Here is a 12,719-nt window from a genome sequence, read left to right on the forward strand (position 1 = left end):
CATCCGGACCAGCTGCCCCGACCCGGCCTGTCCGAGATCGGTGGGAGTGACGGGCATGCGAGACTGGACCGGCAACGGGGCTCCCTACGGCTGGTGATCTAGGCAATCCCCGTCCTACCGGGACCCCGTTGCCTCACCGCAGCCACCCTCACCGTGGTGGCCCGCCGTTGTTCCCCCGGACCCCACGGCCCCACCNCCCCACCCACCCCACCGGCTGTCACAGAACGTCATCGGTGGCGTTTCCGCCGGCGCCGGAACCCACCCTCACACGCGCTACTCACAGCGACGAAACAGCAGCCGGGCCCGGATCCTCACACCACCACCGGCCCCAGCCCCCCGCACCCCGTCTCACACCGTCTACCTGCACAAACAGACTTTGCGGGTCACCCTGTGCCGTCACCTCCGATGCGGAGCGTAGCAGAGGCCCGCAAGAATTCCCACCGACTGCTCAGGACGTCCCGCAAGTTCGTAGGCCCGGGATTGACTTTCTGAGGCCCGAAATCGGCCAGACCCCATGACGACTTTCGGAGCCGCNCGAGAGACACGACACATGGCCCCCGGCTCCCGTCATGCTGACGGGCTAGATCCACTGGAGGCTGACTCCCGGTGCTCCGCGCGTAGGGGACCGCCCGGCGGTAGATCAAATAGAGCAATCAGCTACTTCAGTTGCGGGCTTGCCGGCCCCGTTGGGCCCGACGAATCCGGCGACGACCCCCTCGGGAATCGTGAGGTCGAGACCGGTGACGACGGTCCGGCGCCCGTAACGCTTGGTCAGACCCTGGACGTCGACGGCGGCCGGCCGGTCTGTCTCAGGTACCGGCCGGGNGGTGCNNGNCNGGGTGGCGCCGGGTGATGGCGAACCGGGCCCGCCAGTGGTTGTCATCATGGGAATCAGACTGGTGTGGCCGCCCCCTCACGTCGTCCGTCCAGCGGCGGCATCGTCGTACGCAATGTGACGCAGCACCGGGTACGCCCAGCCGGCTCAGACGAGGCCGGCCTGGTGGGCCAGGACGGCGAGCTGGGCCCGGTCCCGCGCCGCCAGTTTCACCATCACCCGGCTCACGTGGGTGCGGGCCGTCGCCGGACTGATCACCAGTCGGGCGGCGATCTCGTCGTTGGACAGCCCGTGGCCGACGAGGCTCATCACCTCGCGTTCCCGCACGGTCAGCCCGCGCAGGTCCGGGGCGGCGACGGCGGCTGGCCGGCGGGCGAAGGTCTCGATGACGAGTCGGGTCACCGTCGGGGAGAGCAGAGACTCGCCCGCGGCGACGACCCGGATCGCTCGCAGCAGGTCGGCGGCCTCGGTGTCCTTGAGCACGAAGCCCGAGGCGCCGCCCCGCAACGCCTCGAAGACGTATTCGTCCAGCTCAAAGGTGGTGACCATGACGACCCGGGTAGCGGCCAGGTCGGGATCCTCGACGATCGTCCGCAGCGCCGCCAGCCCGTCGAGGACCGGCATGCGGATGTCGAGCAGCACGACGTCGGGTCGGGTGGCGCGGACGAGTTCGACCGCGGCCCGACCGTCCTCGGCCTCGCCGACGAGCTCCAGATCGTCCTCGGTCTCGATGAGTACCCGCAGCCCGAGCCGCACCAGCGGCTGGTCGTCGGCCACCGCCACCCGGATCACGAGCGGGTCACCCAGCTGGGGAACGTCCGGCCGCCGCCGGTATGCACCGGAAGCTCGGCCCGGACCTGCCAACCGCCGGCCCGGACCGGTCCGGCGGTGAGGCTTCCGCCGAGCTCCGCGGCCGTGCCCGGCTGGTCGGTGACGTCGACGACGAGCCGGCCGTCGATGATCCCCATGGTGACGCGCACCCGTACTCCGTTCGGCTCCCCGTGCCGGAGCACGTTGGTCAGCGACTCCTGAATGATGCGGTAGGCCGCCAGATCGAGGTCCGCCGGCAGGCCCGTGAGATCCTGGGAGTCTCCCTGCGTGACGAGCTCGACGGGCACCCCGCAGAGCCGGACCTCGCGCAGCAGGCTCGGGAGTCGGCCGAGTCCCGTCAACGGGGTCCTGGGCGGCTCGTCAGGCGCCTCGCGGGCCCTGCCGGTCCCCCCTCCCGGGTATCCGTCGAGGACGCGGCGGCGGCGCTGGTGGTGGCGGCGGCGCTGGCGGCGGCGGTGACGGAGTCCGCGGCCGCCGCCGGGTCCGCCCGCCGGCCGGCCCGGGTGAGCGCCAGGGTGGCCCGCAGCTCGTCCAGCGCGTCGACGCTCGTCCGGCGGATGGCCTCCAGGGCCACCTGGGCCTGCTCGGGACGCCGGTCCAGCACATGCAGCGCCACCGCGGCCTGTAGGGAGATAATGGACCGGCTGTGGCCCACGACGTCGTGGACCTCGCGAGCCATCCGCAGCCGTTCCTGTTCGATCCGGCGGCGGGTCGCCTCCTCCTTGGCCTGCGCAGAGGCGATGCGGTTGAGTCTGATCAGGGCGCCCACGAAGGCGGGGACGGTGCAGGACGCGACCGTCCCGATCATCGTGATGCCGAACTTCCAGCCGCCGTCGGCATATCCCCGCAGTAGCGCGACGACCGAGCCGAGGAAGATCAGCAGAACGCAGACCCCCACGGCTCGGCTCGTCGTCCGCTGGTCGTGGCGCAGCCCGACCGCGAGCCCGGACACGATCACGGGAAAGAAGGCGGGGCCGTGCGGGTAGCCGGTGCCGAGGTAGCCGCCGAGGAGCAGGCTCGTGGCCATCAGCATGGCCAACGGAGCCCGGCGGCGCAGGGGGATGGCGGCGGCCAGCAGGGCGAGCAGCACGTAGGCGAAGGCATCCAACGGCCGGGAGGGGGGCACCTGGTCGGCACCAACCTCCCCGGAACCGCGGAGCAACGCCGCCGCGGTGAACGCGGTGAACAGGAGGTCACCGATCACCGGGAAGATGCCGCGCCTGGCCTCTACCATCTCTCCGACGGTAGCGAGCCGCCGTCGTGCCGACATCCGCCACTGGACGTATCCGGCGTACGGGCCGGGACGCAGCCGGGAGCCGGGACGCAGCCGGGAGGAGGAAGCGCCCGGCCGGTGGTCGACCGGTTTCGACGTGTCCTTGCGATGCCCTTGTTACGGATTGTCTCCTTGTTACGGTTACGCTGCGGCCTGAGGGTGGCCGTCGCGGCCCGAGGGCTCACGACGGCCGGTGGCGGGGAGGTGCCAGGAGGATGATCCTCGCGATCGAAGGCGTTGACGGCGCGGGCAAGAACACGCTGACCGGGCGGCTGGTCGCCCGCCTCACCGCCGCCGGCCGCAGCGTCGCGACGCTCGCCTATCCCCGCTATGCGACCGAGCCCCTCGGCCCGGCGGTGCGTGGCCTGCTGGCCGGCGATCCGCGGCTTGCGCCGCTCGCGGCCTCCCCCCGGGCGAGCGCGATGATGTTCGCGCTCGACCGGGCCAACTCCCGTCCCGAACTCGACGCTCTCGTCCGTACGCACGATCTGATGATCATCGATCGTTACGTGGCGTCGAACGCGGCGTACGGCGCGGCGCGGCTGCCGGCCACCGAGCGGGAGAGCTTTCCCGCCTGGATCGCCGAGCTGGAACTCGGCGCGCTCGCGCTGCCGGTGCCCGATCTCCAGGTCCTGCTGCGGATCCCGGTGGGGACGGCGCGGGCGGGTACGCTCGCCCGCGCCGGGGCCGACCGGGGGCGGGCGCTGGACACCTTCGAATCCGACGACGGGCTGCAGGAGCGGTGCGCGCGGATGTACGAGGAGCTGGCGGCCCGGAGTTGGGTCTCCCCGTGGCTGGTGGTGGACCGGGAGACTGGTGTCGACACGATCTGCGAACACCTCGCCACCCGGTAGGGACGCTACGGACAGTGAGACCATCCCGGGTTTTCCGGGTTTTCCGGGTTATGCAGGTTATGCAGGTTATGCGTTAGGCCGAGGCCAGCGCCTTGGCTCGCCGGGTGGCACGTTCCGTGGTCCGCGCCAGCTTCGCTTCCTGCTGCGTCGCGAGGGCGTCGAGCCCGGTGACGAAGGCGGAGACCTCCTCGCGGGCCTTCTCAGCCTCGCCATTCAGGCCCTCCAGGTCNAANAACCGCCAGTGACGCAGGACCGGCAACACCACGTCGTCGTGGTGGATGCGCNGGTTGTAGATGCCGGCCCGGGCGATCTGGATCGCCTTGCGGCCGAAGTCACGGATGCCGGTGCCGGGCATCTGGAAGTTGACGAGCNCGTCGCGGATGGCCACCACAGTACGCGAGGGGTCGAGCTCCAGCGCCCCCGCGATCACGTTCCGATAGAAGATCATGTGCAGGTTCTCGTCCGTCGCCACCCGCGTGAGNAGCTTCTCGGCGATCGGTTCCCCGCAGAAACGGCCGGTGTTGCGGTGGCTCACCCGGGTCGCCAGTTCCTGGAAGGAGACGTACACCGTTGCCTCCAGCGGGGACTTGTTCCGGCTGTCGTAGCCCTTGCCCATCTGGTACATGCGGTTGCGTTCGAGGGCGATCGGGTCCACCGCCCGGGTGACCAGGAGGTAGTCGCGCATTGCTATGGAGTGGCGCCCCTCTTCGGCGGTCCACCGGTGCACCCAGCTTCCCCAGGCGCCGTCCTGGCCGAACGCGTCCGCGATCTCTCGGTGGTAGCTGGGCAGGTTGTCCTCGGTCAGCAGGTTGACCTCGAACGCGATCTGCGCGATCTGCGAAAGCTTCGACTGCCCGGGCTCCCAGGGGAGGCTGTCGAAGTCGCGGCCCTCGCCCCAGGGTACGTACTCGTGCGGCATCCATTCGGCAGCGACGCCGAGATGCCGGTTCAGGTTGGCCTCGGCGACGGGCTCCAGATCGCGTATCAGGTCGATGTCCGTGAGTGATTTCATTGGGGAACTGTTCCAGAGGGATCATGTGTTAACCATGTCCCGCGGGTGTGGATTACCGAGCGTGGAACTGTTCCGCCGAGGCAGTCCCGCTGCGGGACCGGGCCTCCTCGCCAGGCCCGGCGAGGAGGCCCGGGCGGACAGTCCCGGCGCGTCCGGTCGGCATCCGGCTCACACCGAACTCTCATGATGCTCGGATGAACTCGATGCGGACGATGCCGGCATCGCCGTTCGCATCGCCGNCCNCCCGCCGCATCGAGGTCGCGTCCAGGGAGCCGGACATGTCCACTGCCCCGCGTGTGCTGGTCGTCGACGATGAGCCGAACATCGTCGATCTGCTGCGGATGGCGTTACGTTTCCATGGTTTCGACGTCCTGACCGCGACCACCGGTCGGGCGGCGCTTGAGTTGGCCGTCGCGGCCCGGCCGGATCTGATGATCCTTGATGTGATGCTGCCCGACATCGACGGCTTCGAGATCTGCCGGAGGTTGCGCGCGGACGGGCACCCGGTACCCGTCGTCTACCTGAGCGCGCGCAACGCTCACCGGGACAAGATCGCCGGCCTCACCTACGGCGGCGACGACTACGTCACCAAGCCGTTTGCCGTCGACGAGCTCCTCGCCCGGGTCCGGGCCGTGCTGCGCCGGACGTCACCTCCGCCGGCCGAACCGGCACCCGCGCCGCCGTCCCCGCTGCGGTTCGCCGACGTGGAACTTGACCCGGACGCCCATCTCGTCCGCCGCGCCGGGGAGCCGATCGACCTGTCGCCGACGGAGTTCTCCCTGCTGCGGTACTTCCTGACCAACCCTAACCGGGTGCTGTCCAGGACCCAGATCCTCGACGCGGTGTGGAGCTACGACTACGGGGGCGAGTCGACCATCGTGGACCAGTACGTCAGCTACCTGCGGCGCAAGCTCGGCCGGCACGGCCCGTCCCTCATCCACACCCAGCGCGGTTTTGGCTACGTGCTGCGCCTTCCGGTGGCGGGGTCCAACCGGTGACGCTCCGCCTGAAGCTGATGTCCGGCCTGATCGCGCTGACCGCACTGGGACTGGTCATCGTGGGTGGGGCGAGCGTGTTCGCGCTGCGTGCCTACCTGGACGACCGGATCGACCAGCAGCTCACCCGCGCGCGGGTGCTGGGCGGCCTGCCGGCCGCTGTCTATCTGTCCCGGTGGGAGGCGCTGGGCCGGGCCGGGGTGGAGCGGGCCGTGGCGCCGACCGACTACCTGGTGGAGATCCGGCGGACGGACGGGACGGTGCTGCGCATCGCGGGTTCGGTGACTCCCACGCCGCCGGCCACGCCCCTGCTGGACGCCGCCGGGGACCGGGGTGCCACACCGTTCACCGTCATCGCCGACCGGGAGCGGTACCGAGCGGTCGTCCGGGACAGTCCGCGCGGGCCGCGGGTCCTCGTCGCGCTGCCGCTGAAGCCGGTCACGGAGANGGTCCACCGACTGGTGATGATCGAAGTTGCGGTGGNTCTCACGGTGCTTGCCGCGATCGCCGTGCTCGCCTGGGTGTGGCTGACCCGTGGCCTGCGCCCACTGCGTCAGATGATCTCCACCGCGTCGGCGATCGCCGGGGGGGATCTCGACCGGCGGGTGCCGGCGGGGTCGGCCCGTTCGGAGACCGGTCAGCTCGCCACGGCCCTCAACACGATGCTCGGCCAGATCCAGGCCGCGTTCGCCGCCCGGGTCACATCCCAGGAGCAGCTCCGCCGCTTCGCCGCCGACGCCTCCCACGAGCTGCGGACGCCGTTGACCTCGATCCGCGGCTACGCCGATCTGCTGCGCGGCGGAATGGTGACGGCGGTCGACGCGGATGACGCGCTACGCCGGGTCCAGGAGGAGGCCGCCCGAATGAGCACCCTTGTCGACGACCTGCTGTACCTGGCCCACCTCGACGAGCAGCGACCGATGCGGCGGGCCGGGATCGACCTCGCCGGGCTCGTCCGCGACGCCGTCGCCGACCTGCGGGTCGCGGCCCCCGAGCGCCCGGTGAGCGCCGAGCTCCCGGCGAGCTGCGTCGTCCTCGGCGACGAGAACGCGCTGCGCCAGCTCGCCGGCAACCTCCTGACCAACGCCCGCGTCCACACCCCGCCCGAGACGCCGATCGAGGTGCGGCTGCAGGCGCTGCCAGCGGACGCCGCGCCGACCGGCCCCGCCGGCCCCGGGACCCCCGGGGGCGCGGAGCTTCACGTCATCGACCACGGGCCGGGCATGCCACCGGAGGTCGCCGAGCACGTGTTCGACCGCTTCTACCGGGCCGCGGACAGCCGGGCCCGGGGGCATGGTGGCAACGGATTGGGGCTGTCCATCGTCGCGGCGACCGCCGCCGCCCACGGCGGCCGGGTCGAGGTGTCCAGTGCCGTCGGCGCCGGCACGGTCTTCCGGTTCCTGCTGCCGGTGCCGGTGCCGGAGGCGGCATCGTGGAGCCGGTAACGGACATCATCTTCGTGTGCCGTAGTACTACAGTCGTAGTGATCTCTATGTGGTCTCTTTCCGGCGAATCGGTCTTCAGCACTGATACGGCCAGGGAGCAGGCCCGCGCCTATCTGGAGGGCATGCTGTCGCGTACAGAGCGTACAGTCAGGGTGCCGGCAGGTTGTGGTTCCCGGCGACGGGCCTGCGACTTCCGTCGTTGCCCGGCGCCGGTGCGCCGTATAGCGCGGCGAGCGCGCCCACGGCGCGCGTCACCGCCTCGCGTAGCTCCGGGGGGTGGAGCACCTCCAGATCCGGGCCGAGTACGAGCAGCTCGCGCTCGGCGTGCCGGACGGACTCGATCGGCACGACCGCGCGTACCCAGCCGTCCTCCTCCGGTGCGCTCGCCGTCTCCCGGACGGCGCGGGCGACCGCCGGGGGTAGCCGGAAGGGGGCCATCGTCACGCCGGTCGGGGAAAGCCGCACGGTCGCCCGCGTCCGGTAGACCTCGGATTCGTAGCGGGCCGTCCAGCCGGCCCAGTAGGCGCCGAGGTCGAAGCTATGCGGCCGTTCGAACGTCTCGGTGGTCGTCTCAAGGCTGAGGATCTTCGCGACCCGGTACNCCCGGGGCAGAGTGGCCGGCCCGCCCGNCGGTTCCGTGCCTCCGCTGCCGTCCGCACTCTCGGTGGCGCCTGCGGCTCGGGTGCCGTCAGGGTCTCGGGTGCTGCCAGCGTCCTCGGCCAGGCCTACGCCCTGGGTGCCGTGTGCGACGTTGGCGACCAGGTACCAGGTGCCGCCTTTGAGGACCACGCCGAGCGGTTCGAGGTGGCGGATGATCTCGCGGGGGGCCCGCCAACGCCGGTAGGTGACCCGGACGCGGCGCTGCTCCCACACCGCCGCTGCCACCTCGGTCAGCAGCGGCGTGTCCTCGGTGGCCCGGAACCAGCCGGGCGCGTCGAGATGGAAGCGCTCCCGCACCCGGCCGGCCCGTTCGCGCAGCTGCTCGGGCAGCGCCGCCATCAGCTTCAGTTCCGCCGCCGCGAGCATCGTGCCGAGCCCCAGCTCGCCGGCGGCCGCCGGCATGCCGGCGAGGAACAGGGAGTCGGCCTCGCCGGAGGTCAACCCGGTCAGCCGGGTGCGGAAGCCGTCGAGCAGCCGGTACCCGCCGGTGGCACCGCGGTCTGCCAGCACCGGAACCCCGGCCTCGGCGAGGGACTCCAGATCCCGGTAGACCGTCCGCACGGAGACCTCGAGCTCGTCGGCGATCTCACGCGCCGTGAGCCGCCCACGGGTCTGCAACAGCAGCAGGACGGAGAGGAGCCGGCTGGCACGCATGCCCGATTCTCCCCGGGCCATACCTGCCAGGAGAAGTCAGGTATGGCTTCGAGGATGGGATCCGACGCATCGACACCGGAACGCGAAGGAGATCGCCATGGCGGGAACGGACCCGGCTCGGGAGACGGGNGTGGACAGGACCGGGGACACGGCCGCTACCGGTGCGGCGGCTGGGTCCGCAAGTGCTGGCTTCGCGAGTGACGCGGCGGTGACCTGGGCCGGACTGATGCTCGACTGTCCGGACGCGAAGGAGCTCGCGACCTTCTACGGCACGTTGACCGGCTGGGGCGTCGCCGGCGCCGACGACGAGGGGGCCTGGGCATACCTCACCCCACCGGGGACCGAGATCATGATCGGTTTCCAGCGGGTGGCGGGCTACCAGCCGCCGCGCTGGCCGGACCAGGACGCCCCGCAGCAGTTCCACCTGGATTTCCGGGTCGCCGGCCTGACGGCCGCCATCGCCCTGGCGGAAGGCCTCGGGGCGAGGCAGGCCGAGTTCCAGCCGGGCGGGGACCGGTGGCGGGTGCTTCTCGACCCGGTCGGTCACCCGTTCTGCCTCTGCCCGCCGGCCGCCGCAGGCTGACCGCCTAGCCGCCCGTGCTGGTCAGGGCGGGTTGTACAGGTTGTAGACGCGGCGGGCGTTGTCCGCGCAGATGAGCCGGGCGNCCCGCTTGGCGTCCGCCGCGGTCCAGGCGTCGTCGGCGACGCCCGCCGCGAGGAACGCCGACAGCCCACGCCGGAACAGGACGGCCCCGAGCAGGTACAGCTCGCCGAGCGCGAAGGCGTCGGTGGAGAAGAGGAACTTGCCGAACGGGGCGAGTTCGAGTGCCTGCGCGAGCAGGCCGGCCGAGCCGCGGCCGCAGTTGTGGATGGCGAGCCCGAGGTCAAGGTAGATGTTCGGGAACACCTGGGCCAGGTAGCCAGCCTCCCGGTGGAACGGGTAGCAATGCAGCAGCAGCACACTGACCTCGGTCGGTGCTATCGCCCGCAGCAGGCCGGTGAGTAGCAGTGGGTTGCCCCGGCGCAGGTCGATGTCGCTGTCCCCGTATCCGACGTGGATCTGGATGGGGAGCCGCGCGTCGACCCCGCACCAGATGAGGAAGGCATGCAGGGTGGGGTCGGTCAGCCGGATCGGGGCGCCGGCGCGGATCTCGTGGATCCAGCCGCGAGCGGCGGCGGCGACCTCGCGGTCGGTCGGTCGCTGTGCGGGCAGCTCCAGGCCGCCGCGGTAGGCCGCGACCGACTTCACCGCGACCATGGTGGGGCGGGTGGACTCGAGCCGGGCCCGCACGGTGTCGGCGAGGNGGGNCATGCCGATCTGCCCGGTGATGACGTCGACCGCGGCCTGCTCGGCGACCCGCTCCAACCGCACCACGTCCACGCCGCGTCCGCCGGCGAGCTCGGCCAGCTCCGCGGCGCTGGTCAGCGGCTCCGGTTGGAATCCGGCGTCAACGCAGAACGTGGTGATCCCGCAGGCACGCAGCAGCCGCCGGTGCACCTCGGCGTGGCCAAGCTCCGCCCGGCGTTCGAGGTAGTCTTCCGGCGCGGCATGCGCCGGCAGGTCGAGCACCGGCGCGCACCAGCGCCGCAGGGCGAAGCCGATCTGGCTGTCGAACAGCGTCGTCCCCGGTGGTCCGGGGTGTTCCGCCTCAGTGATCATGCTTTCGAATTCCGGGCGAGTCAGATCGCGGCCGACCAGACCATGGCAGTGATGGTCGACGAGCTCGTGATCTACGAACGGTTCCACCGGGCGGCCCACCCATCGATGATCCCCCCTGGAAGGTGGGGTCATGCCTGACCGTACTGGACACACTCGGTCATCCCCAAGTCCACGGCGGCCCTGTGGATAACTTGTGGATTACTCCTGGCTTCCTGGGGACAGTCGTTCCGAAAGTCGATGATGTTGCCGTGTTTTCATCTCTTCTTGCGTCGGCGGCAACTGTGGACAACGCTCGGAGCGCTTGTTATGAACAGCTGGCTTCTCCTTCGATCCGGCCGAATTTTGTCGCTCTCCGTAACATCGCGGGAGAGTGAGGCGCCGCCGTGCCGTGCGCCCCGCCCGGCGTCCGGCAGGCGTACGCGCGACCATGGGGACAGGGGAGACCCGTGGGGAAGGTGAGGATGAACGAGCCTGCGTTGGACGAGTTCGCCCCTCGGATCATCGCCGGAGAGGATCGTAGGCGTGATCGGCTCGCCTCGGNGGCCCGGCATGCGGCGACGAACCTGGAGGTACGCGGCGTCGTCTGTGTTGCGGTGACCTACGTCGACAACAGCGGCATCACTCGGATGAAGGGGGTGCCGATCGGCCGACTCGACGCGGCGGCGGTGTGGGGCGTCGGCGTGTCGCCGGTGTTCGACGTGTTCGGCGCCGATGACTCGATCACGACAGGGCGCTACGCCGGGGGTCCCGTCGGGGATCTGCGGCTGCATCCCGACCTTGAGCGGCTGACACCCCTCGCCGCCCAGCCCGGCTGGGCCTGGGCCCCCGCCGACCGTCGCGACCAGGACGGCCGACCGCACCCGCAGGACGGCCGGGAACTCGTCCGCCTCCAGACGGCCCTGCTCGCCGAGCACGGCCTGACGGCGATGATGGCGTTCGAGGTCGAATGGGCCGTTTCCCCGGCCGGTTCCGACGAGTTCGCCCCGGCCGCTTCCGGGCCGGCGTACGGGATGATCAGGGTGGCCGAACTCGGTGACTACCTGCGGGATGTGGTCACCGCGCTCACCGAGGAGGGGCTGGTCGTCGAGCAGATCCATCCCGAGTACGCGGCCGGTCAGTTCGAGGTGTCCGTCGCCGCGCAGGATCCCCTCGGCGCCGCCGACACATGCGTGCTGGTCAAGGAGACGGTGCGCGGCGTCAGCAGGCGCCATGGCCTGCGCGTCTCGTTCGCCCCCAAGGTTCTCGTCGACAACGTGGGCAACGGCGGCCACGTGCATCTGAGCCTGTGGAGCGACGATCCCGACCGGCCGCCGGCCCCGCCCCGGCCCACGGCCTCGGGCGGAGGCCCGGGCGGGGCGAACTCCGGCGGCCCGTACCCGGACGGCCCGTACCCAGGTGGCCTGGCCCGAACCGGTGGGGGCTCCGCCCGCCCGGGCCGGATCAACCTCATGGCGGGTGGCAACGGGCCGCTCGGACTGACCGCTGCCGGGGAGGCGTTCGCCGCCGGGATCCTCGGCCGGCTGCCGGCGCTGATGGCTCTCGGCGCCCCGAGCGTCGCCTCCTACCTGCGACTGGTGCCATCGACGTGGGCGGGTGTCCACGCCTGCTGGGGTCGGGAGAACCGGGAGGCCGCATTGCGTATGATCCCCGGGCCGCCGGCCGCGGTCGGCCAGGCGGCGAACCTGGAGGTGAAATCCTTCGACCTCACCGCGAATCCTTACCTTCTGGTGGCCGGTCTGCTGGCCGCCGGGCAGGCGGGGCTAGCGGCGGCGGCCACGTTGCCGGAGCCGGTGGACGTTGACCCGGCCTCGCTCGACCCCGCCGAACGGGCCCGCCGCGGCATCCGGCGCCTGCCCACCAGCCTGGGCGAGGCGGTCGCCGCCTTCGAGGTCGACGAGGTGTTGCACCGCGCCCTGGGACGGGAGCTGCACGACACGGTCGCCGCCGTCCGGCGCGCGGAGATTGACCGGTTCGCCGAGGCCGCCCCGGCCGCCGTCGTCGCGGCGACCCGCTGGCGGTACTGACCTGCCGGCGGTGCTGACCGGGTATCAGCCCACCCGGCGCAGTCCGGCCGCGGCGGCGGCCCGCTCCAGGTCCTCGACGCCGAAGGCGTCGACCGGGCCAAGCGCGCCGGCGCGGGCGACGGTGCCCGCGGCGAGATGTCCCGCCATCCATGCCATGATCCGAGCGGTGAAGGCATAGGGGTCGCGACCTTCCAGCCGCACGGTGGCGAGTTCCCGGCCGGCGGCGTCCCGGGCGAGCGCGAACACCTGCGCCCCGGCGCGGGCCCGCGCCGCCCGGTCCGGTCCGCGGCCGGTCGTCCGCAGGGCGGACCGGGCGGCGGCGGCCAGCAGCGCCCGGCTCGGCGGGAAACGACGCAGCCCGGACAGGGGGAACGACAGTGCCTGCCCCACGCGGATGCCGCGGTCGACGCCGCCGATGTACGTCGCGACGTCGGTCAGCGCCGGTGCGAGCCGGGGCAGGGTGAACGGCNNNNCNC

At 71.6% G+C, this 12,719-nt stretch carries 11 protein-coding genes and 1 pseudogene (1 of these 12 running past the window's edge); 5 read left to right on the forward strand and 7 right to left on the reverse strand.

The window, feature by feature from the left end; translation table 11 throughout:
- Nucleotides 1-982 precede the first annotated feature (982 nt).
- The 3 genes from CED_RS08990 to CED_RS09000 are packed head-to-tail and all read right to left on the reverse strand — an operon-like array spanning nt 983 to nt 2,900.
- Entirely contained in the window at nt 983-1,627 is a 645-nt protein-coding gene (locus CED_RS08990) for a response regulator transcription factor (RefSeq protein ID WP_011434768.1), read from the reverse strand.
- Nucleotides 1,624-2,007, reverse strand: coding sequence for a sensor histidine kinase (locus CED_RS08995; RefSeq protein WP_011434769.1), 384 nt, complete (start codon nt 2,005-2,007; stop codon nt 1,624-1,626). The genes CED_RS08990 and CED_RS08995 overlap by 4 nt, the downstream gene beginning before the upstream one ends.
- Nucleotides 2,004-2,900, reverse strand: coding sequence for a histidine kinase dimerization/phosphoacceptor domain-containing protein (locus CED_RS09000; protein ID WP_023840881.1), 897 nt, complete (start codon nt 2,898-2,900; stop codon nt 2,004-2,006). Before CED_RS09000 ends, CED_RS08995 begins: the two co-directional genes overlap by 4 nt.
- A gap of 254 nt (nt 2,901-3,154) precedes the next feature.
- Here CED_RS09000 and CED_RS09005 point away from each other — a divergent pair, with 254 nt between their 5' ends.
- Complete coding sequence (locus tag CED_RS09005) at nt 3,155-3,793, forward strand: dTMP kinase (RefSeq protein WP_011434771.1); 639 nt, start codon at nt 3,155-3,157, stop codon at nt 3,791-3,793.
- Nucleotides 3,794-3,866: 73 nt separating this feature from the next.
- On the opposite strand, the gene CED_RS09010 is transcribed toward CED_RS09005, so the two are convergent.
- Complete coding sequence (locus CED_RS09010; protein ID WP_035909821.1) at nt 3,867-4,805, reverse strand: acyl-ACP desaturase; 939 nt, start codon at nt 4,803-4,805, stop codon at nt 3,867-3,869.
- A gap of 278 nt (nt 4,806-5,083) precedes the next feature.
- On the opposite strand from CED_RS09010, the gene CED_RS09015 reads away from it, so the two are divergent.
- A complete protein-coding gene (locus CED_RS09015; protein WP_011434773.1) occupies nt 5,084-5,803 on the forward strand; it encodes a response regulator transcription factor in 720 nt (239 codons plus the stop codon).
- A complete protein-coding gene (locus CED_RS09020; RefSeq protein ID WP_035909822.1) occupies nt 5,800-7,245 on the forward strand; it encodes a cell wall metabolism sensor histidine kinase WalK in 1,446 nt (481 codons plus the stop codon). Before CED_RS09015 ends, CED_RS09020 begins: the two co-directional genes overlap by 4 nt.
- A gap of 147 nt (nt 7,246-7,392) precedes the next feature.
- Here the strand turns inward: CED_RS09020 and CED_RS09025 are convergent, their stop codons facing one another.
- Nucleotides 7,393-8,559 carry a YafY family protein gene (locus CED_RS09025; protein WP_035909898.1) on the reverse strand — a complete coding sequence of 389 codons (1,167 nt, stop codon included), beginning with the start codon at nt 8,557-8,559 and terminating at the stop codon, nt 7,393-7,395.
- 97 nt (nt 8,560-8,656) lie between these two features.
- On the opposite strand from CED_RS09025, the gene CED_RS09030 reads away from it, so the two are divergent.
- Entirely contained in the window at nt 8,657-9,142 is a 486-nt protein-coding gene (locus CED_RS09030) for a VOC family protein (RefSeq protein WP_011434778.1), read from the forward strand.
- A 21-nt stretch (nt 9,143-9,163) separates the two neighbouring features.
- On the opposite strand, the gene CED_RS09035 is transcribed toward CED_RS09030, so the two are convergent.
- Nucleotides 9,164-10,318 carry an amidohydrolase family protein gene (locus CED_RS09035; RefSeq protein WP_035909825.1) on the reverse strand — a complete coding sequence of 385 codons (1,155 nt, stop codon included), beginning with the start codon at nt 10,316-10,318 and terminating at the stop codon, nt 9,164-9,166.
- 362 nt (nt 10,319-10,680) lie between these two features.
- On the opposite strand from CED_RS09035, the gene CED_RS09040 reads away from it, so the two are divergent.
- A complete protein-coding gene (locus CED_RS09040; RefSeq protein ID WP_035909827.1) occupies nt 10,681-12,243 on the forward strand; it encodes a glutamine synthetase family protein in 1,563 nt (520 codons plus the stop codon).
- Nucleotides 12,244-12,267: 24 nt separating this feature from the next.
- Here CED_RS09040 and CED_RS09045 read toward each other — a convergent pair.
- Nucleotides 12,268-12,719, reverse strand: a pseudogene (locus tag CED_RS09045) (saccharopine dehydrogenase NADP-binding domain-containing protein) (it continues 715 nt past the right edge of the window).

Source organism: Frankia sp. CeD (assembly GCF_000732115.1).
GTDB lineage: Bacteria > Actinomycetota > Actinomycetes > Frankiales > Frankiaceae > Frankia > Frankia casuarinae.

Bases quoted from the DNA above. Each gene is read 5' to 3' on its own strand.
- CED_RS09000 (WP_023840881.1), bottom strand. From the start codon at position 2,900: ATGGTAGAGGCCAGGCGCGGCATCTTCCCGGTGATCGGTGACCTCCTG.
- CED_RS09005 (WP_011434771.1), top strand. From the start codon at position 3,155: ATGATCCTCGCGATCGAAGGCGTTGACGGCGCGGGCAAGAACACGCTG.
- CED_RS09015 (WP_011434773.1), top strand. From the start codon at position 5,084: ATGTCCACTGCCCCGCGTGTGCTGGTCGTCGACGATGAGCCGAACATC.